The following is an 18,665-nucleotide window of genomic DNA, read 5'->3' on the forward strand; positions in this document are numbered from 1 at the left end:
CGCGCACCCGGCTCGCGACGGTGTCGGTGAACGGACGATTAAACCTGTGCAGAAGTCGTCTGTGGAGAACTTTTGCGACGGTATTGGACGTCGATGGTGTGGTCGGCGAATCCGACCGAGCGGTAGAGGCGCACGGCGGGCTCGTTGTCGGCTTCGACGTAGAGCGCGGCCGTCGACACCCCGCGGTCGCGCAGGCGGGCCAGCCCCGCATTCGTCAGCGTGCGCCCGAGGCCACGGCCGGCAGCGTCGGGCGAGACGCCCAGCACATAGATCTCGCCCAGGTCATCCTCGACCTTGAGCCAGTTGTAGCCGATCAGTTCGCCACCTTCGTCGACGGCAAGCAGGAAATCGCCGGCGTCGAACCAGTCCTCGCCTTGGCGCGCCGCGAGGTCGGCCACCGTCATCTTTCCCTGCTCGGGATGGTGGGCGAAAATCCGTGCATTGAGGGCGACCCATGCTTCGGCATCCGTGTCGGCGTCGAACGAGCGGATAGTGACACTATCGGATGCGGATGCGGATGCGGATGCGGATGCAGAGTCAGGAGCGGCAGCACCCCCATCACCGAGCGGCATGCGCAACTGCAGCAGGGTGCGCACGCGATTGAACCCATGCGACTCCGCCAGAGCGCGCGCGGCCGGATGATCGCCATGCGACCACGCGGTGAGGTGCGGCGAGGCGCTCCCCAAGAGTCCTGTCAGGGCCGCGCCGCCGAAGCCGACGCCCCGCCACTCGGGATCGAGCACGAGATCGAGCTCGCCCTGCCCCAGGATGGCGGCGCCGATGATGGTGTCGCCGGGTTCATCGTCGTTCGGCTCGACGAGTGCGATCAGGGTGCGACTGCCCGCCCGCACGTCGACCAGGGCCTGATCGTTGAACGGCGGCTGCCCGTCGACGGCCTCGGCCCGGCGCACCATGCGCCAGAACACGTCGGCCACATCGGGGTCGGTCAGGTTATGAACGCGCAGCGTCAGTCGGCGCATCGTCTTCCTCGTACACGTTGAAGCGGTAGCCGACGTTGCGCACGGTGCCGATCAGCTGCTCGAGATCGCCGAGCTTGGCGCGCAGGCGTCGCACGTGCACGTCGACCGTGCGTGTGCCGCCGAAGTAGTCGTACCCCCACACCTCGCTGAGCAGCTGCTCGCGCGTGAACACCCGAGACGGGTGCGTGGCGAAGAATCGCAGCAACTCGAACTCTTTGAACGTGAGGTCGAGCGGTTTGCCCTGCACCTTGGCCGAGTAGCTGGCCTCGTCGATGACGACACCGGAGGTCTGGATCTTGGTGGCGGTGTGCTCCTGCGCCTGCCGCCCGATGGCCAGACGGATGCGCGCATCGACCTCGGCGGGGCCGGCAGAGTCGAGGATGACGTCATCCGCACCCCAGTCGGCGCTGACGGCCGTGAGCCCGCCCTCGGTGAGGATGAGGAGGAGGGGAACACCGATGCCGGTCGTCGTCAGGATCTTGCACAGCGACTTGGCGCCGGCGAGGTCACGGCGCGCATCGACCATGATGATGTCAGCGTTGGGCGCATTCACCAGCTGTGCCGGTTCGGCGGGTATTTGGCGCACTCGGTGACTCAGAAGCCCCAACGACGGCAATACGTCGTGGTTGACCTGAGAGGTCAGGATCAACAGTTGCGCCACGCGGGTTCCTCCAGTGATAGCTGTATGTATCTTAGCGACACGCGCGGGGCGCACCGATCCGAGGGCCGCTCAGGCCTTTTGCTCATCCGCAGAGCGCCGCGAAGGGCTTTCCCGGGTCGGTTCGGCTGCAACCGGAGCGGGACTCCGGCAAGATGGATGCATGAGCGACATGACCCTCACCCCGAAACGCGCCTGGCGTGGAATCGTCAGCGTGTGGGTCGCCGCCGTCGTCTTGGCGATCGTGGTCGGAGTCCTCGTCGACCCGGCCCTGCGGTTCTCGTGGTTGGCGTTGGCGCTCGCCGCCTGCGCGCTGCTCACCTTCTGCATCCAGCTGGGCACGACCGAGAAGACCGGTTTCATCGCGCGGGTGTCGGCCAGCGTTGCCGGGGCTCTCATCATCCTGTCGATCGCGGCGGGCATTTTCACGCTCCTTTACATCTAGCCCCCGCGTCGGGTGTTTCTGGCCGTGCTCTCTGGCCATGTCGGATGCCTCGGCTAGACTTATCGCATGCTCGCACTCGAACTCTTCTACGTGGGTCTCCTCGGTCTCGCCAGCCTCGCCATCGGCTGGGTTTCGGTCGTGGTGCTCTACAACCTCTTCCGCGGCCAGCGCTGATCGGAGCCCTCCGCACATGATCGAAATCCCCACCGACCTTCCGGCCGAGCTCGTTCCTTTGTCGTGGTTGATCGGAGTCTGGGAGGGCACCGGCGTCATCGACTACAAGGTCGGCGAAGAATCGGTGAGCCGAGAATTCGGTCAGCGCGTGAGCTTCAGCCACGACGGCCTTCCCTACCTGAACTACAACTCCTATACCTGGTTGCTCGACGACGAGCGCACGCCCCTCGTGGCCGAATCGGGTTATTGGCGCCTCAATCGCGCGCTGGGTGAGGGCGATCCCGGGCCGGCCATGTTGCCGGGCACCGGTCCGCGCCCCTTCGCCGACGCCGAGTCCGTCGAATCCCTGCGCAACGATGACGGCGGTTTCGACCTGCAGGTCTCGGTGGTGCACCCCGGTGGTGTCTCCGAGCTCTATCTCGGTCAGGTCAAGGGCCCCCGGGTCGACCTGTCGACGGATGCCGTGATGCGCACGGCCGGTGCCAAGGAGTACGCGGCGGCGACCCGTCTCTACGGTCTCGTCGACAACCACCTGCTCTGGGCCTGGGACATCGCGGCGCTCGGACAAGACCTGCGCACGCACGCGTCCGGTCGACTCGGCAAAGTCGACTAAACCCGATGTCCGACGATCTCTCGCCGGTGGAGCCACAGCCCGCCGAGCCCGACCGCAGCTCCCCGTTCTTCGCGCTCAACGCGGCCGTCCTCCTCGAGGGCGCGGGCGACCAGGGCGTTCCCTCGCACTACGGCAATCCCACCATCGAGCAGCGCACGCTCGAGGCCGGCAATGCCATCGTCGACCTGTCGTCGCGCGGCGTGCTCTCCGTCACGGGCCCCGACCGCCTGTCCTGGCTCAACTCGATCACGAGCCAAGACCTCACGCGGCTCGCCCCCGGCGAAGCCACCGAAACGCTGTTCCTCGACCAGAACGGACGCGTCGAGCACGCCGCCAAGCTGATCGACGACGGTGTCACGGCCTGGCTGCTCGTCGAAGCGTCCGAAGCCGAACCGGTGCTCGCGTGGCTCACACGCATGCGCTTCATGCTGCGCGTCGAGCCCGAAGACCGCACGGCCGAATTCGCGACGATCGGCGTCGTCGGCGACCGTTTCCTCGCGGTCAGCGCCGAGGGCGGCGACAATGACATCGCCTCAGACAATAACGTCGCCGAAGACAACGACCGGGCCAGTGTTGGCAACGACTCCAGCCTGCCTATCGCCGACCCCAATGGTGTCCCCCTCGTGTGGCGCGACCCGTGGACGGGCGTGACACGCGGCGGCCACCAATACGCCCAGGGCGACCACCCGGGCGAACATCTTCCCTGGGCCGAGGTGCTCGTCCCGCGTGCCGAGCTCCCCGAGATCGCCACACGTTTCCCCGCCGCCGGCAGCCTCGCCGCCGAGGCGCTGCGCATCGTCGCCTGGCGTCCGCGTTTCGCGAGCGAGGTCGACGAGCGCAGCATCCCGCACGAGCTCGACTGGCTACGCTCGGCCGTGCACCTCAGCAAGGGCTGCTACCGCGGGCAAGAGACGGTCGCCAAGGTGCACAACCTCGGGCACCCGCCGCGTCGCCTCGTGCTGCTGCACCTCGACGGGTCCGAATCCGTGCTCCCCGCGCCCGGTTCCATCGTGCGGGCCGAGCGCCAGGGCGAGTGGCTCGACGTGGGCGCGATCACGTCATCGACCATGCACTACGAGCTCGGCCCGGTCGCGCTCGCCGTCATCAAACGCGGTGTGAAACCGGATGCCCCGCTCGTCGTGTTCGCCGACGACACGAGCATCGCGGCCGCACAAGAAGTGATCGTCCCCTCTGACGCCGGAGCCGTCGCAGATATCCCGCGGCTGCCGAGGCTCGGCGCCGTCAAGCGCTGAGCGGTCGTCGATGAGCGGGCAGCCGCCGGCGCCCGGGCGCTGGGCACGGTACGTGAATCGCCACGTGCGTCTCGACCTGGCGTGGCAGCGCCTCGTCTCCTCGCTTCCCGCCGGCCTGCAGATCACGGTCGCGGCCGTCGCGGCCTACGCCATCGCCCACTACGGCCTGGGTCATCCGGTTCCGCTTCTCGCCGTCACCGTCACGGTGTCGAGCCTCGGCTTCGTGCGGGATGCCCGCCCCATCCGCGTGCTCGAAACCGCCGTCGGCATGTCGGTCGGCATCGCGCTCGCCGAGCTCCTGCTCCTGGGCTTCGGGCAGGGTCTCTGGCAGCTCGGCGTCGCCCTGTTCCTCAGCCTCATGGTGGCCCGATTCCTCTCCGGCTCGGCCGCCTTCGCCATCGCCGCGGGCGTGCAGGCCGTGCTCGTCATGTTGATCGCGGCACCGCCCGGCGGCCCCTTCATTCGCACGGTCGACGGCCTCATCGGTGGCGCCGTCGCCCTGCTCGCCACGGCACTCATCCCGCGTGACCCGCGACGCGTCGCACGGCGCGACGCGCGCCGCCTGTTCCACGAATTCGGGGGAGTGCTCACGAGCCTCGTGTCGGTGCTGCACCTGGCCGACCAGGGTGAAGCCGATCGAGCCCTGGCGCGGGCGCGAGCCACGCAGCCGGTCGTCGACGATTGGCGCGGTTCGCTCGAATCCGCCATCGCCATCGCGCGCATCTCGCCGTTCCTGCGCCGCTACCTCGGGCAGCTCGAGAGCCAGCGCACGCTGCAGTCCGGCATGGACCTCGCCACCCGCAACCTGCGCGTCGTCACGCGGCGCATCGACTACCTCATCGTCGACGGCGAACCTCGACCGGCCCTTGCCGACTTGCTCTCGCGCGTGCTCGTCGGCGTGGCGGTGCTCGGGCAGTCGATCGACGACATCTCGCAGCTTCCTGTCGCGCAACAGACCTTCCGGCAGCTCGCCCGACACCTCGACCCGGCCGAGGCCATGCCCGGGGCGCCCGTCACCGAGCAGAACATGGTCCTGCTGCTGCGCCCGCTGGTCGTCGACCTGCTCGCGGCTTCAGGCGTTCCGGTGACCGAGGCGCGCGAGTTGCTTCCGCCGCTCTGAGCCCATCCGAGAACGCGCGCAGTCGACATTCAGTCGCGCGGTGCGACTGCCGACCACGGAACCGTGACCTCGCCGAGCCGCCAGCGCCTGGCACGCCCGAGCACGGGCCAGCCGGCATTCCGCAGCCCCGAAACGGTGGCCACCCAGCGTTGCACGGGGCTATGCACATCGAGCGCGGCGTTGTACTGCCAGAACCGATCGAGGTCGAGGAGCAGATCATGCACGCGCTCGCCCTCGACATTGCGGTGGATGAGCGCCTTCGGCAGACGCTCGGCCACCACCGAGGGTCGCTCGAGCCCGCGCAGCCGCAGCGAGATCGTGAACGCCAGAGGGCCGTCGGCTCCGACATCCACCCAGCTCGAGATACGGCCGATCTCGTCGCACGTGCCCTCGACCAGCAGCCCGCCGGGTTGCAGGCGAGACGTCATGAGCGCCCAGGCATCCGCAACCTGACCTTCGTCGTATTGCCGCAGCACATTGAACGCACGGATGATCGCGGGCCGACGCCCGGCGGGGGTCGGAACCTCGAAGCCACCCCGCGCAAAAGACACGGCCGCGTCTGGCCGAAAGTGGCTCTCACCCCGCTGCACGGCCTCGAGCTGACGGGTCGCCAGGGCGACACGCGCCGGGTCGATCTCGAGCCCCAGCACCTCGACGTCGGGGCGCACCCGGCGCAGGCGATGCTGCAACTCGAGGCTCGTGCTCGCGCTGTGCCCGTAGCCGAGGTCGACGACGAGCGGGTCGGTGGCGTCGCGCAAGGCGGGGGCGACCTGTAAGTACCGGTCGACACGACGAAGCCGATTGGTGTTCGTCGTTCCTCGGGTGATGGTGCCGATGGGCATGACGCTCACCGTGTGGGGCTAGGGCCGACTATTCGGCGGCGTGACGGGCGGCGCGCTCGGCGTCGCGGTCTTTGACGCGCTTGTTCTCGGCGCGCACGTCGGCCTGCACCTGGCGCTCGCGCACCAGCCACTCGGGCGGCGACTGCAGCATCTCCTGGATGTCCTCGGTGGTGAGCACGTCATCGGTGCCCGAGCGCGCGAGGCCCGAGATCGAGATGCCCAGCTTGCGGGCGACGATGTCACGCGGGTGCGGCCCCATGAGGCGCAGCTGCACGAGCCACTCGGGCGGGTTCTCGATCAGGTCGTTCAGCTGGGCGCGCGTGACCAGACCCTCACGGAAGTCTTCGGGCGCGGCCGGCAGATAGATGCCGAGCTTCTTAGCCGCCGTCGACGGTTTCATGGTCTGTTCTTTGTCGCTACTCACGGCTCCAGGCTACTCTGCCGGGCGCGTCGCCCCAACCTGGGTAAAGTGGAGCACTCATCAGGAGGGCGAACCATGCAGCCGCAGGCCGAAGGTAGCGAGACACCAGCCGCTGGCGCAGACATCCGTTTTCGGGTGGCCTATGTGCCGGGCGTGACCCCCACCAAGTGGGTCAGGGTCTGGAACGAGCGGCACACGAACGTGCCCCTCGAGTTGGTGCGTGTCGACGAGGCGCAGCAGACCGAGATCGTGGGGCAAGACGGCGGTGCGGATGTCGTGCTGCTGCGTCTGCCGATCGACGACCCCGATGCGTTCCACCTCATCTCGCTCTACGAGGAGCTCCCGTTCGTGGTCCTCCCCAAGGAGCACGCCTTCGCCGAGGCCGCCCGTCTCAGCCTGGACGACCTGGCCGACGAGACCCTCGTGGCCGATCTCGACTACCCCGAGGACATGCCCGAGCGTGAGCCCGGCTCTCACTACTCGGATGTCGTGGAGGTCGTCGCCGCCGGCAGCGGGTACGCCGTCCTGCCGCAATCGGTAGCCCGACTGTTTGCCCGCAAGGACGTCGCCGCCGTGCCGCTCGACGGCGCAGCATCCACCACCATCGCGCTGGCCTGGCCGCGCTCACGGGCGAGCGACGAGATTCAGACCTTCGTGGGAATCGTGCGCGGCCGCACCGCCCACAGCTCGCGCGACGGGATGTCAGATGCCGACCGCGAGGCCAGCGCCCGCAAGGCCGCCGGCAAGAAGGAATCCGATCGCAAGGCCGCCGAGAAGAAGGCCGCCGAGAACAATCGCAAGCGCGCCGCCTCGAAGAAGAACGCGCCGCTCGGCGGAAACAGGCCCCACAAAGGCTCGGCCGCCCGGGGCCGCGGAAAGGGTCGCCGCCGGTAGAGTGGAGGCATGTCCGAGCCTTACACTCTCATCCTCCTCCGTCACGGAAACAGTGACTGGAACCAGAAGAACCTGTTCACCGGTTGGGTCGACGTGCGCCTGAGCGAACAGGGTGTCGCCGAAGCCAAGCGCGCGGGCGAGCTGCTGAAGGAATCGGGTCTCACCCCCGACATCCTCTACACCTCGGTGCTGAGCCGCGCCATCCAGACCGCCGACCTGGCCCTCGACACGGCCGACCGCCTGTGGATCCCCGTGAAGCGCACCTGGCGCCTCAACGAGCGCCACTACGGCGCGCTGCAGGGCAAAGACAAGGCGCAGACGCTCGCCGAGTACGGCCCCGAGCAGTTCCAGACCTGGCGCCGCTCGTTCGACGTGCCGCCGCCCCCCATCGACGCCGACGACCAGTACTCGCAGGCCAACGACCCCCGCTACGTGGGCATCGACGGTGACATCCCCGCCACCGAATGCCTGAAAGACGTCATCGACCGCATGCTGCCCTACTGGCACTCCGACATCACGGGTGACCTGGCCGCGGGTAAGACCGTCCTGGTCACGGCGCACGGCAACTCGCTGCGCGCCCTCGTGAAGCACCTCGATGGCATCTCCGACGAGGACATCGCCGAGCTCAACATCCCGACGGGTATCCCGCTCGTCTACAAGCTCGACGCCGACTTCCGCCCCGTAGAGCCGGCCGCCTACCTCGACCCCGAGGCCGCCGCCGCCGGTGCCGCCGCCGTGGCCGCGCAGGGCAACAAGAAGTAGTTCGCAGGCACACAGCACGCATGACGAAGGCCCCTCGGAGAAATCCGGGGGGCCTTCGTCGGTGAGCGTGAGGTGCTTACGCCTCGAGCGGCTGCTGCCAGTCGCCGGTCGCCAGGTATTGCACCTTCTTGGCGATCGACACGGCGTGGTCGGCGAAACGCTCGTGGTAACGCGAGGCGAGGGTGGCGTCGACGGTGGCGACGGGCTCACCCTTCCAGGTCTCGCCGAGGACCTTGTCGAAGACGCTGACGTGCAGCTCGTCGACCTTGTCGTCTTCGTTGCGGATCTCCTCGGCCAGCTTCACATCTTCCGTGCGCAGCAGGTCGGTCAGCTTGCGGGCGATCTCGACATCGAGGCGACCCATCTCGGCGAACGTGGACCGCAGGCCCTTGGGCACGGCCTTCTCAGGGAAGCGGTAGCGGGCGAGCTGAGCGATGTGCTCGGCCATGTCACCCATGCGCTCGAGCGAGGCGCTGATGCGCAGGGCGCTCACGACGATGCGCAGGTCGCGGGCCACGGGCTGCTGCCGCGCCAAGATGTTGATCGCCAGCTCGTCGAGGGCGATGGCCAGCTCGTCGATGCGGTGATCGTCTTCGATGACGCGCTCGGCGAGAGCCACGTTCGAGTTATTGAACGCCTGCGTGGCGTTATCGATCGAGATGCTGACCAGTTCTGAGATCGCGACGAGCCGGTCCTGCACCTCTTCCAGTTCCAGTTGGAAGACTTCGCGCATGGCAACTCCTTTTTCTGCGATGACACCGTTTTGTCATCAGCGTGCCGGTCCAAGGTTAACGTTTGGTGCCGCCTGCCTGAACGGCGCCCCAAATGCCCTGGTCGGGACCGCCCTCCAGGCTGCTCGGGAATGCCCGGCCGGATGGCGTGCCTCTAATCTAGTCCTATGGAGTCCCACTGGTTGGTGCTCGTCTCGCTGGCGCTCGGCCTCGCCATCGGAGCCGGGTTGATGTACCTGATTCACTATGCGGCGCAGCGTGGGCGGCAGGTCGCCGACGTCGTGGCCCCCACGGTTCCGGATGGCGTGAGCCAGGTGCTCGACGTGCTCGAGAGTGCCGGCATCGTGCTCGATCCGTCCGGCAATGTCGTGAAGGCGTCGCCGGGTGCCCTGGCGCTCGGGTTGGTGTGGGACGGGCGGCTCGCGCATCCCGAGCTCGACGAATTGGCCACGCGGGTGCGCGGAACGGGTGAACCCGCGGTCGCCGATGTCGATGTCAGCAAGGGCCGGTTCGGGGATGCCGTGCGCCACCTGCAGGTGCGCGGTGCGCGTCTCGGCACCCGCTACATCGTGCTCCTCGCCGAGGACCACACCGAGGCCGTGCGCCTCGACGAGGTGCGCCGCGACTTCATCGCGAACATCTCTCACGAGCTGAAGACGCCGATCGGGGCCGTGAGTCTGCTGGCCGAGGCGTTGGAGCCGGCCTCCGACGATCCCGTGCAGGTGCGCAAGTTCGCGGCCCGGCTGAGCGCCGAGGCGCAGCGTCTCTCCAAGATCACCGCCGAGATCATCGACCTCTCTCGGCTGCAGTCGGCGGATGCCCTGCACCAGCCCACCCTCGTCGACCTCGAGCGCGTCGTGGCCGCCGCCGTCGACCGCAACCGCGTGGCCGCCGACGCGACGGGTGTCACGCTCGTCGCGAAGAGCGCCAAAGACGCCTACGTCTATGGCGACGAGGCACTGCTCGTGGTCGCGGTGCACAACCTCATCTCCAACGCCATCCACTATTCGCCCGCCGGTTCGCGCGTGGGTGTTGGCCTGCGTCACGCGGATGACGCCGTCGAGGTCTCGGTCACCGACCAAGGCGTCGGCATCCCCGAAGAGGACCGCGAGCGGGTCTTCGAGCGCTTCTTCCGCGTGGATGAGGCGCGCTCCCGTCACACGGGCGGAACGGGCCTCGGGCTCGCCATCGTCAAACACACGGTGCAGAACCACGGCGGCGATGTGCGCGTCTGGTCGCAGGTCGATCACGGCTCCACGTTCACCATCCGTTTACCCGAAGCGTCGAAGGTGACACCTGTGCCGGAACTTTCTGGCGACATCCGAAAGGAAACGCGATGACCCGCATCCTCCTCGTCGAGGACGAAGCCGCCCTCAGTGAACCGTTGGCCTACCTGCTCGAACGCGAGGGCTACGAGGTGCAGATCGCCGAAGACGGACCGAGCGCCGTGCAAGCCTTCCTGGCCGAAGAGGCCGACCTGGTGCTGCTCGACCTGATGCTGCCGGGCATTCCGGGCACCGAGGTGTGCCGCCAGATCCGCAACGTCTCGACGGCGCCCATCATCATGCTCACCGCGAAGGACTCCGAGGTCGATATCGTCGTCGGCCTCGAGCTGGGGGCGGACGATTACGTCACCAAGCCCTATTCCAGCCGCGAGTTGCTGGCCCGCATCCGTGCCGTGCTGCGCCGTCGCCAGACCGACCCCGAAGAGGATGACGCCATCCTCGAGGCCGGGGGAGTGCGCATGGATGTCGACCGCCACACGGTTGCCGTGCGCGGCTCGGAGATCGGCATGCCGCTGAAGGAATTCGAGTTGCTCGAACTGCTGCTGCGCAATGCCGGGCGCGTGTTGACCCGTGGCCAGCTCATCGACCGCGTCTGGGGCAGCGACTACTTCGGCGACACAAAGACGCTCGACGTGCACATCAAGCGCATCCGTTCGCGCATCGAGGAGAACCCGTCGGAGCCGCGCATGCTCGTGACCGTGCGGGGGCTTGGCTACCGCTTCGAGGCGTAGCCACGCCGCCCGTCACGGCCAACGAAGAAGCCCCCGCTCAGTGAGCGGGGGCTTCTTCGTGTGTCGAACGTGTGCGGCTAGGAGATGATGACCGAGCGGCGGTCGTTCTCGATGCTGCTCGAGGGCGCGTAGTCCTGGTATTCGGGCAGCTCGGAGTCGAGCACCGGAACCAGCAGCTCGAGGCCCGTCTCGGTGCCGTACTGGAAGAAGATCGGCACGAGGCCGCCGGGGGCCACGTCGAGGCCCGTGAGCGTGATGGTCTGCTCGTCGCCGAAGGTGGGGCTCGAGTTGCCGTCGACCGTCACGGTGCCCGACACGCGGCCGGCACCCTTGCCGAACTGGATGTCGAGGGCGTGCGGGCCGTCGCCCGGGTTGACGACCGAGACGATGAGGTTGCCGACCTTGCCATCGTCGGAGACGACGAAGGCGTTGCGGATGCGCAGATCGCCGACCGACCCGCTGACACCGTCGGTGACATCTTGGATCTCGGTGGTGGCCTGCGGTGCGACGAGGTTGCAACCCGCCGTGCCGAGGACGACGGTGGCCGCCAGAACAGCGGATGCGACGAGACGCGACTTCACAAAAACCCTCCACGGAGCCTCGGGTGGCAGTCGCGCGCGGGACGCACGAGTGCAGAACAATTCACGAGTTTAGCCTAGTGGCGACGTGTCGAAGTCGGCGGTTAGGCGAACCTTAGTGTATGCGGCCCTGTGGTATCCTGGGTGTTGCTGAAGGGATACATATCCATGCTTTTTGAGGTTGGCGAAACCGTCGTTTACCCCCACCACGGGGCCGCAACGATTTCCGAAGTGAAGACCAGGGTCATCAAGGGGGAAGAGAAGCTTTATCTGAAGCTGCGCGTCACCCAGGGTGATCTCGTGATCGAGGTCCCGGCAGAGAACGTCGACCTCGTCGGCGTTCGCGACGTGATCGGCAAAGAGGGTCTCGACAAGGTGTTCGAGGTTCTGCGTGCGCCGTTCACCGAAGAGCCCACCAACTGGAGCCGCCGCTACAAGGCCAACCTCGAGAAGCTCGCCTCCGGCGATGTCATCAAGGTTTCCGAGGTCGTCCGCGACCTGTGGCGTCGCGACCAGGACCGCGGCCTCTCGGCCGGTGAGAAGCGCATGCTCGCAAAGGCGCGACAGATTCTCATCTCCGAGCTCGCGCTCGCCGAGAAGTCCAGCGAAGAGGCGGCTTCCACCGTCCTCGACGAGGTCCTCGCGTCCTAACCCTCGAACGAATGCCCGCTCCGGAGACGGGGCGGGCATTCGTCGTGCACACCCCTAGAATCGGCCCATGAATCCCGCATCCGAGCTACCGTCCGAGCCCGAACCGACGGTCGCCGAACCCGGATCACCGGCCGTTCCCGACTCGGCTCCCGCTCGCGCGATCATCGTCGTCGCCGCGGGCAGCGGACAGCGACTGGGTGCCGAGCGCCCCAAGGCGTTCGTCGAGCTGGCCGGCCGCAGCATCCTCGAGCACTGCCTGGACGGCGTGTTCGGCATGCACGAAGCGGCCCAGGTGATCGTCGTGGCTCCCGCCGCGCTCGTTCCCGAGGCCGAAGAGATCGCCTTCCGCGCCGCCGGGGCCGCCCGCGATTACGTGAGCGTCGTCTCGGGTGGGGCGACCCGCCAGGAGTCGGTGCACGCCGGGCTCGGGCTGCTGCTCGACTCGGTGCGGACCGTGTTGGTGCACGATGCCGCACGGGCGCTCGCGACATCCGATCATCTCGAGCGTGTGGCCGAGATCGTGGAGCAGACCGGCGAGGGAGTCGTGCCCGGCCTGGCCGTGGCCGACACGATCAAGAGCGTCGACGCCGGCGACACCATCACGGGCACCGTCGATCGGTCGGCGCTGCGGGCCGTGCAGACGCCCCAGGGATTCCCGCGTGAGCAGATCCTGGCCGCCTACGCCGCCGGGGGAGACGACCATACCGACGACGCCGCACTCTGCGCTGCCCACGGGTTCTCCTCGATCGTCGTCGCGGGCGACCCGCTCGCCTTCAAGATCACGACCCCCTGGGATCTGCAGCGCGCCGAACGCCTGCTCGCCGAGCGAGCCGCCGCCGCGCTCGCGCCCACTCGCACCGTCCCCGCCCTGCGCTCGGGCCTCGGCATCGACGTGCACGCCTTCGACGACGACCAGCCGCTCTGGCTCGCGGGCCTGCACTGGCCGGGCGAACCCGGTCTCTCGGGCCACAGCGACGGCGACGCGGTCGCCCACGCCATCGTCGACGCCGTGCTCAGCGCTGCGGGGCTCGGCGATATCGGGGGCATGTTTGGCACCGACGACCCGCGATTCGACGGGGCGCACGGCAGCGTGTTCCTCGAAGCGGCCGTCGAGCGCGTGCGCGAAGCGGGCTACCGCATCGAGAGCGTGACGGCGCAGGTCGTCGGCAACCGCCCCCGGTTCTCGCCGCGCCGCGCCGAAGCCGAAGAGCTGCTGTCCGCCCTGGTGGGCGCACCCGTGTCGCTGTCCGCCACGACCACCGACGGCCTGGGCTTCACCGGGCGGGGTGAAGGCGTGGCCGCGATCGCCACGGCATTGCTCGCCGACATCCGGGCCTCGTCTTCGACGCGACCAGTAGTCTGAGGGAGTGGGAATGCGACTCTATGACACGAAGGCTCAGGCGCTTCGAGACTTCACGCCGATCGTCGACGGCAAGGTGGGTCTGTACGTGTGCGGGCCCACGGTGCAGTCCTCGCCGCACATCGGGCACCTGCGTTCCGCGCTCGTCTACGACCAGCTGCGTCGTTGGCTGAACTTCTCGGGCTACGACGTCACGCTCGTGCGCAACGTCACCGACATCGACGACAAGGTCCTGCAGAACGCCACCGAGCACGAGCCGTGGTGGGCGCTCGCCTATCGCATGGAGCTCGAGTTCGCCGCCGGCTACCGCGCGTTGGGTGTGCTCGCTCCCACCTATGAGCCGCGCGCCACCGCCAGCATCCAGCAGATGCACGCCATCATCCAGCGACTCATCGACAACGGCCACGCCTACCCCGCGACGGATGGCTCGGCCGACGTCTACTTCGACGTGCGCAGCTGGCCCTCCTACGGCGAACTCACGCGCCAGAGCATCGACAACATGGAGCAGGCCGCCGACGCCGACCCGCGCGGCAAACGCGACCCCCGTGACTTCGCCCTGTGGAAGGGGCACAAAGACTCCGAGGCCGAGAGCGCATCGTGGCCGTCCCCCTGGGGCGACGGTCGACCCGGATGGCACATCGAATGCTCGGCCATGGCCAGTCGTTACCTGGGCGAGAACTTCGACATCCACGGCGGCGGGCTCGACCTGCGCTTCCCGCACCACGAGAACGAGCTCGCCCAGTCGACCGCGGCCGGCCACGGCTTCGCCAACTACTGGGTGCACAACGGCCTCGTCAACGTGAACGGGCAGAAGATGTCCAAGTCGCTCGGCAACTCGGTCTACGCGGCCGACCTGCTGGCGCAGGCGCGGCCCATCGTGGTGCGCTACTACCTCGGCCAGGCGCACTATCGCTCGACCATCGACTACCACGACAACGCGCTCACCGAGGCCGAGGCCGCGCTCGAGCGCATCGAGAGCTTCCTGCGCCGCGCCGACCGCCGGCTCGCCGGCACGCGTTTCGCCGGAACGGGTGCCGAGAGCATCCCCGACGAGTTCCGCGAGGCCATGGATGACGACCTCGGCGTTCCCCAGGCGCTCGCCGTTCTGCACGACACCATTCGATCGGGCAACGCCGCGATCGATGACGACGACCTGCGCGTGGCTGCCGAAGCGCGCGGCCAGGTCTGGGCCATGAGTAACGTCCTGGGCATCAACCCCCTCGCCCCCGAATGGGAACAGGCTGGTGAGAACGACTCGCACGATGTGCTGGCCGCTCTCGTCACCCGCCTGATCGATGCCCGCGAACACGCACGAGCGGGGCGCGATTTCGCCGCCGCCGACCGAATCCGAGATGACCTCGCCGCGGCGGGAATCACCGTAGAAGACACCCCCACGGGTGCACATTGGAGTATCGATGGCTAGCAAACAAGGCCGCCCCGGCGCGGTCCGCAAGATGAAGAAGGGTGCCGTCAAGGGCACCGGCGGCAACGGCCGACAGGCGCTCGAAGGCCGCGGCCCCACCCCCAAGGCCGAGGACCGCACCTACCACGTCGCAGGCAAGCGCAAGATCGCCCAGCAGCGACTGCAGGAGGCCCAGGCCAAGAAGGGCGGCGGCCGCCCGACGACCGCCGGTGGCCAGAAGCCGCGCAAGCAGAAGCAGGCCGACGACAGCGAGATCGTGACGGGCCGCAACTCGGTGCTCGAGGCGCTGCGCGCCAAGATTCCCGCGACCACGCTCTACGTCGCCACGCGCATCGAATTCGATGACCGCGTGAAAGAGGTCCTGGCCATGGCCACAGGCCGCGGCATCCCCATTCTCGAGGTGATGAAGCCCGAGCTCGACCGCCTGGGCGGTTTCGACTCGGTGCACCAGGGCCTGGCGCTCAAGGTGCCGCCCTACGAGTACGCGCACCCGATGGAGCTGCTCGAGAAGACCATCAGCCGCGCGCAGACGCCGCTGTTCGTCGCGCTCGACGGCATCACCGACCCGCGCAACCTCGGCGCCATCATCCGCTCGACCGCGGCCTTCGGCGGGCACGGCATCATCCTGCCGCAGCGTCGCTCGGTGGGCCTGACCGCTTCAGCGTGGAAGACGTCGGCGGGTGCCGCCGCACGCCTGCCCGTCGCCATGGCCGGCAACCTGACCGCCACCATCAAGGCGTTCAAGCAGCAGGGCGTCTTCGTGATCGGCCTCGACGGAGACGGCGACGTGTCGCTGCCCGGCCTGGCTCTCGCCGATCGCCCGCTGCTCATCGTCGTCGGCAGCGAAGGCAAGGGTCTCTCGCGTCTCGTCACCGAGAACTGCGACGCGGTGGTGTCGATCCCGATCGGCGCCGACACCGAGTCGCTCAACGCCGGCATCGCCGCGAGCGTCACGCTCTACGAGATCTCGAAGCTGCGCGCCGCGGCGGGAACCCGCTAACCCTCACCGACAGCGAAAGGCCGGCACGGATGTCTGAGACATCCCGTGCCGGCCTTTTTCGTGACCGGTAGATCGGCCCGCTCAGTCCAGTCAGCTCAGACCAGTTCGCGCCAGTCGACGCCGTCGTCGGAGGAAGCGTCGTCCTCCACGACATCCACCGGCAACGTGATGGTGCCCGTGGGCGGCTCGATGACCGTGGCCTCGTCGCGCCGGTGCCGCAGCACGTTCGTGATGTAAGACGTCAGCGCCTCGGCGAGCGGGATGTCGCGCCCCTGCTGCTCGGAGAGGTACCACCGGTGCTCGAGCAACTGGTGGAACACTTCGGCGGGCTCGAGCTTGCCGCGCAGATCGCGGGGGATGGACTTGACCACGGGTTCGAACACGCGGATGAGCCACTCGTGCGCGGCCATCTCTTCGTCGATGTTCGGGTTGGGCATGGTGGCCATGTAGGAGTCGAGGTCATTGAGCAGACGGCGAGCCTGGTTCTCTTGCGTGTCGAGACCCGTGAGTCGCAGCAGGCGCCGCTGGTGGTGACCCGCGTCGACGACCTTCGGCTGGATGCGGATCTGGGTGCCCTCGGCGCTCGCCTTGATGGCCAGCTCTTCGATGTCGAAGCCCAGCTCGTTGAGACGCGCGACGCGCTCGTTGATGCGCCAGCGCTCGGAACTCTCGAACTGCTCGCTCCCCGTGAGCTCTTTCCACAGCGAGCGATAGGCGGCGACGATGCCGTTCGACACCGTGATCGGGTCGAGCTCGTCGTCGACGCGGCCGCCGGCCTCGAGGTCCATGAGCTCGCCCGCGATGTTGACGCGCGCGACCTCGAGGTCGTTCTCGCGCTGGCCGTTGGACAGCCCGCCGTCGAACAGCTTGCCCGTCTCGGCGTCGACGAGGTAGGCGGCGAAGGCCCCGGCGTCGCGGCGGAAGAGCGTGTTCGAGAGCGAGACGTCGCCCCAGAAGAAGCCGATGACGTGCAGCCGCACGAGCAGCACGGCGAGGGCGTCGACGAGGCGCGTGGCCGTGTCGGGCCGCAGCTGCTGCGAGAACAGGGCGCGATAGGGCAGCGAGAACTTGAGGTGACGCGTGACGAGCACCGAGGGCAGGGGGTCGCCGTCGTCGGTTGTGCGGTTGGTGATGACCGCGACGGGGTCGACGCACGGGATGTCGAGCCGCTGCAGGGTGCGCAGCATGTCGTATTCGCCGCGGGCCATCTCGCTCGTCGTTTCTTTCACGGCGATGACGTAGCCCGACAGGTTGGCGAAGCGCACGAGGTGGCGCGAGATGCCCTTGGGCAGCGACGCGATGTTCTCGGACGGCCAGGTGTCGAGCGGCAGGTTCCAGGGCAGGTCTAGCAGGGCAGGGTCGACGGTGGCCGCCGTGATATTCAGTGAACCGCTCATGATCGTTAAACGATAGCGCCGGCCGGGTGTCGCACGCTGTGCGGACCCGGCCGGCGTCTGATCGTCGTTAGGCTACGACGGCCTTGTTGAGGCGCTCGCCCGACTCGATGTCGAACGTGTGCAGGTGGTTCGGCGTCGGAACGAGGCCGACCGTGTCGCCGGCCGAGGGGTGCAGGCGACCGTCGACGCGGGCGACGAGGTCGGTGCGCTTGCCGTTGATGTCGGCGTGACCGTAGAGGTAGCCGTCGGCGCCGAGTTCTTCGACGAGGTCGACCGTGACCTGAAGGCCCACGCCCGGCTCGGTCGAGACCTGGATGTCTTCGGGGCGCACGCCCACGGTGACCTCCTTGGCCGAGGTGGCCGAGAGGATCTCGCGGTCGACCGGGACGACGGAGGAACCGAAGACGATGCCGCCCTCGGCCAGGTCGGCCTGGATGAGGTTCATGGCGGGGGAGCCGATGAAGCCGGCGACGAAGACGTTTTCGGGCTTCTCGTAGAGGTCGCGCGGAGTTCCGACCTGCTGCAGCAGACCGTCCTTCAGCACGGCGATGCGGTCACCCATGGTGAGGGCCTCGGTCTGGTCGTGCGTGACGTAGACCGTGGTGACCCCGAGGCGGCGCTGGAGCGACGCGATCTGGGTGCGCGTCTGGACGCGGAGCTTGGCGTCGAGGTTGGACAGCGGCTCGTCCATGAGGAACACCTGGGGCTGACGCACGATGGCGCGACCCATGGCAACACGCTGACGCTGACCACCCGAGAGGGCCTTCGGCTTGCGGTTGAGGTATTCCTCGAGGTCGAGGAGCTTGGCGGCCTCGAGCACGCGGGTGGCGCGCTCATCCTTGCCGACGCCGGCGATCTTGAGCGCGAAGCCCATGTTCTCGGCGACCGTCATGTGCGGGTAGAGCGCGTAGTTCTGGAAGACCATGGCGATGTCACGGTCTTTCGGGGGAACATCGGTGACATCGCGGTCGCCGATGCGGATGCTGCCCGAGTTGACCTCTTCGAGGCCGGCGAGCATGCGAAGAGACGTCGACTTTCCACAACCGGAGGGGCCGACCAGAACGAGGAATTCGCCGTCGGCGACCTCGAGGTTCAGCTTGTCGACCGCGGGGCGCGTGCCACCGGGGTACAGACGGGTTGCGTTGTCATACGTTACTGACGCCATTATTTTCTCCTTCACCGGCAGGTACGTGCCGGACGATCCGTTGTGATGGATGTCGATGTCACACCCGCGCGACCGGGGCCGTTCGGGTGAACACATCGTTGTGTTGTCGCGGCGCACGCCGAAGCGCGACACCGATGGGCTCATTATGCCACGTTCGGGGGTCACCCCGTGGCCGGTCATC

20 protein-coding genes are annotated in these 18,665 nt (G+C 67.9%); 12 read left to right on the forward strand and 8 right to left on the reverse strand.

Annotated features, from left to right (window positions below; translation table 11 throughout):
- Nucleotides 1-38: 38 nt before the first annotated feature.
- Nucleotides 39-980 carry a mycothiol synthase gene (mshD, locus tag ACUWEX_RS04520; protein WP_445997248.1) on the reverse strand — a complete coding sequence of 314 codons (942 nt, stop codon included), beginning with the start codon at nucleotides 978-980 and terminating at the stop codon, nucleotides 39-41.
- Complete coding sequence (locus ACUWEX_RS04525) at nucleotides 952-1,641, reverse strand: winged helix-turn-helix transcriptional regulator (protein WP_077054025.1); 690 nt, start codon at nucleotides 1,639-1,641, stop codon at nucleotides 952-954. The genes mshD and ACUWEX_RS04525 overlap by 29 nt, the downstream gene beginning before the upstream one ends.
- Nucleotides 1,642-1,801: 160 nt before the next feature.
- On the opposite strand from ACUWEX_RS04525, the gene ACUWEX_RS04530 reads away from it, so the two are divergent.
- The 4 genes from ACUWEX_RS04530 (at nucleotide 1,802) to ACUWEX_RS04545 (ending at nucleotide 5,243) form a co-directional block, all read left to right on the forward strand.
- Nucleotides 1,802-2,083, forward strand: coding sequence for a hypothetical protein (locus ACUWEX_RS04530; RefSeq protein WP_079727039.1), 282 nt, complete (start codon nucleotides 1,802-1,804; stop codon nucleotides 2,081-2,083).
- Between the two features lie 190 nt (nucleotides 2,084-2,273).
- Nucleotides 2,274-2,870, forward strand: a complete 597-nt coding sequence (locus ACUWEX_RS04535; RefSeq protein ID WP_079727040.1) for an FABP family protein — start codon at nucleotides 2,274-2,276, stop codon at nucleotides 2,868-2,870.
- 5 nt (nucleotides 2,871-2,875) lie between these two features.
- Nucleotides 2,876-4,123 (forward strand): CAF17-like 4Fe-4S cluster assembly/insertion protein YgfZ, encoded by a 1,248-nt coding sequence (ygfZ, locus tag ACUWEX_RS04540; protein WP_445997249.1) that lies wholly within the window; start codon nucleotides 2,876-2,878, stop codon nucleotides 4,121-4,123.
- Between the two features lie 64 nt (nucleotides 4,124-4,187).
- Complete coding sequence (locus tag ACUWEX_RS04545; RefSeq protein WP_234990963.1) at nucleotides 4,188-5,243, forward strand: FUSC family protein; 1,056 nt, start codon at nucleotides 4,188-4,190, stop codon at nucleotides 5,241-5,243.
- Nucleotides 5,244-5,272: 29 nt separating this feature from the next.
- Here the strand turns inward: ACUWEX_RS04545 and ACUWEX_RS04550 are convergent, their stop codons facing one another.
- Both ACUWEX_RS04550 and ACUWEX_RS04555 read right to left on the reverse strand, forming a co-directional pair.
- Complete coding sequence (locus tag ACUWEX_RS04550) at nucleotides 5,273-6,085, reverse strand: class I SAM-dependent methyltransferase (RefSeq protein WP_445997601.1); 813 nt, start codon at nucleotides 6,083-6,085, stop codon at nucleotides 5,273-5,275.
- Nucleotides 6,086-6,113: 28 nt separating this feature from the next.
- Complete coding sequence (locus ACUWEX_RS04555; protein ID WP_445997250.1) at nucleotides 6,114-6,509, reverse strand: DUF5997 family protein; 396 nt, start codon at nucleotides 6,507-6,509, stop codon at nucleotides 6,114-6,116.
- 150 nt (nucleotides 6,510-6,659) lie between these two features.
- Here ACUWEX_RS04555 and ACUWEX_RS04560 point away from each other — a divergent pair, with 150 nt between their 5' ends.
- Entirely contained in the window at nucleotides 6,660-7,400 is a 741-nt protein-coding gene (locus ACUWEX_RS04560) for a LysR family substrate-binding domain-containing protein (protein ID WP_445997251.1), read from the forward strand.
- Nucleotides 7,401-7,409: 9 nt separating this feature from the next.
- Nucleotides 7,410-8,162, forward strand: coding sequence for a phosphoglyceromutase (locus ACUWEX_RS04565; protein WP_079727044.1), 753 nt, complete (start codon nucleotides 7,410-7,412; stop codon nucleotides 8,160-8,162).
- A gap of 76 nt (nucleotides 8,163-8,238) precedes the next feature.
- On the opposite strand, the gene phoU is transcribed toward ACUWEX_RS04565, so the two are convergent.
- Nucleotides 8,239-8,895: a phosphate signaling complex protein PhoU gene (phoU, locus tag ACUWEX_RS04570; RefSeq protein ID WP_077053735.1), complete on the reverse strand. Its 657-nt coding sequence runs from the start codon at nucleotides 8,893-8,895 to the stop codon at nucleotides 8,239-8,241.
- Nucleotides 8,896-9,060: 165 nt separating this feature from the next.
- On the opposite strand from phoU, the gene ACUWEX_RS04575 reads away from it, so the two are divergent.
- Both ACUWEX_RS04575 and ACUWEX_RS04580 read left to right on the forward strand, forming a co-directional pair.
- Entirely contained in the window at nucleotides 9,061-10,233 is a 1,173-nt protein-coding gene (locus ACUWEX_RS04575) for a sensor histidine kinase (RefSeq protein WP_079727045.1), read from the forward strand.
- Entirely contained in the window at nucleotides 10,230-10,910 is a 681-nt protein-coding gene (locus ACUWEX_RS04580) for a response regulator transcription factor (RefSeq protein ID WP_079727046.1), read from the forward strand. The genes ACUWEX_RS04575 and ACUWEX_RS04580 overlap by 4 nt, the downstream gene beginning before the upstream one ends.
- A 77-nt stretch (nucleotides 10,911-10,987) precedes the next feature.
- Here ACUWEX_RS04580 and ACUWEX_RS04585 read toward each other — a convergent pair whose 3' ends face one another.
- A complete protein-coding gene (locus ACUWEX_RS04585) occupies nucleotides 10,988-11,491 on the reverse strand; it encodes a hypothetical protein (protein ID WP_445997252.1) in 504 nt (167 codons plus the stop codon).
- 165 nt (nucleotides 11,492-11,656) lie between these two features.
- Between ACUWEX_RS04585 and ACUWEX_RS04590 the strand changes: the two genes are divergently transcribed.
- The 4 genes from ACUWEX_RS04590 (at nucleotide 11,657) to rlmB (ending at nucleotide 15,922) form a co-directional block, all read left to right on the forward strand.
- Nucleotides 11,657-12,139 carry a CarD family transcriptional regulator gene (locus tag ACUWEX_RS04590; RefSeq protein ID WP_077053731.1) on the forward strand — a complete coding sequence of 161 codons (483 nt, stop codon included), beginning with the start codon at nucleotides 11,657-11,659 and terminating at the stop codon, nucleotides 12,137-12,139.
- A gap of 67 nt (nucleotides 12,140-12,206) precedes the next feature.
- A complete protein-coding gene (ispD, locus tag ACUWEX_RS04595; protein ID WP_445997253.1) occupies nucleotides 12,207-13,502 on the forward strand; it encodes a 2-C-methyl-D-erythritol 4-phosphate cytidylyltransferase in 1,296 nt (431 codons plus the stop codon).
- Nucleotides 13,503-13,506: 4 nt separating this feature from the next.
- A complete protein-coding gene (gene cysS, locus ACUWEX_RS04600) occupies nucleotides 13,507-14,922 on the forward strand; it encodes a cysteine--tRNA ligase (protein WP_079727049.1) in 1,416 nt (471 codons plus the stop codon).
- On the forward strand, nucleotides 14,915-15,922 hold the full coding sequence (rlmB, locus tag ACUWEX_RS04605; protein ID WP_445997254.1) for a 23S rRNA (guanosine(2251)-2'-O)-methyltransferase RlmB: 1,008 nt from the start codon (nucleotides 14,915-14,917) through the stop codon (nucleotides 15,920-15,922). Before cysS ends, rlmB begins: the two co-directional genes overlap by 8 nt.
- A gap of 95 nt (nucleotides 15,923-16,017) precedes the next feature.
- On the opposite strand, the gene ACUWEX_RS04610 is transcribed toward rlmB, so the two are convergent.
- Nucleotides 16,018-17,319 carry a DUF4032 domain-containing protein gene (locus ACUWEX_RS04610; protein WP_445997255.1) on the reverse strand — a complete coding sequence of 434 codons (1,302 nt, stop codon included), beginning with the start codon at nucleotides 17,317-17,319 and terminating at the stop codon, nucleotides 16,018-16,020.
- Nucleotides 17,320-17,386: 67 nt separating this feature from the next.
- A complete protein-coding gene (locus ACUWEX_RS04615; RefSeq protein WP_077054022.1) occupies nucleotides 17,387-18,484 on the reverse strand; it encodes an ABC transporter ATP-binding protein in 1,098 nt (365 codons plus the stop codon).
- Nucleotides 18,485-18,665: the final 181 nt, after the last annotated feature.

The sequence above is a fragment of the Okibacterium fritillariae genome, from assembly GCF_052783725.1.

Coding starts and splice junctions, on each gene's coding strand:
- mshD (WP_445997248.1), bottom strand. CDS start 980: ATGCGCCGACTGACGCTGCGCGTTCATAACCTGACCGACCCCGATGTG.
- ACUWEX_RS04530 (WP_079727039.1), top strand. CDS start 1,802: ATGAGCGACATGACCCTCACCCCGAAACGCGCCTGGCGTGGAATCGTC.
- ACUWEX_RS04535 (WP_079727040.1), top strand. CDS start 2,274: ATGATCGAAATCCCCACCGACCTTCCGGCCGAGCTCGTTCCTTTGTCG.
- ygfZ (WP_445997249.1), top strand. CDS start 2,876: ATGTCCGACGATCTCTCGCCGGTGGAGCCACAGCCCGCCGAGCCCGAC.
- ACUWEX_RS04550 (WP_445997601.1), bottom strand. CDS start 6,085: ATGCCCATCGGCACCATCACCCGAGGAACGACGAACACCAATCGGCTT.
- ACUWEX_RS04565 (WP_079727044.1), top strand. CDS start 7,410: ATGTCCGAGCCTTACACTCTCATCCTCCTCCGTCACGGAAACAGTGAC.
- phoU (WP_077053735.1), bottom strand. CDS start 8,895: ATGCGCGAAGTCTTCCAACTGGAACTGGAAGAGGTGCAGGACCGGCTC.
- ACUWEX_RS04575 (WP_079727045.1), top strand. CDS start 9,061: ATGGAGTCCCACTGGTTGGTGCTCGTCTCGCTGGCGCTCGGCCTCGCC.
- ACUWEX_RS04580 (WP_079727046.1), top strand. CDS start 10,230: ATGACCCGCATCCTCCTCGTCGAGGACGAAGCCGCCCTCAGTGAACCG.
- ACUWEX_RS04590 (WP_077053731.1), top strand. CDS start 11,657: ATGCTTTTTGAGGTTGGCGAAACCGTCGTTTACCCCCACCACGGGGCC.
- ispD (WP_445997253.1), top strand. CDS start 12,207: ATGAATCCCGCATCCGAGCTACCGTCCGAGCCCGAACCGACGGTCGCC.
- rlmB (WP_445997254.1), top strand. CDS start 14,915: ATGGCTAGCAAACAAGGCCGCCCCGGCGCGGTCCGCAAGATGAAGAAG.
- ACUWEX_RS04610 (WP_445997255.1), bottom strand. CDS start 17,319: ATGAGCGGTTCACTGAATATCACGGCGGCCACCGTCGACCCTGCCCTG.
- ACUWEX_RS04615 (WP_077054022.1), bottom strand. CDS start 18,484: ATGGCGTCAGTAACGTATGACAACGCAACCCGTCTGTACCCCGGTGGC.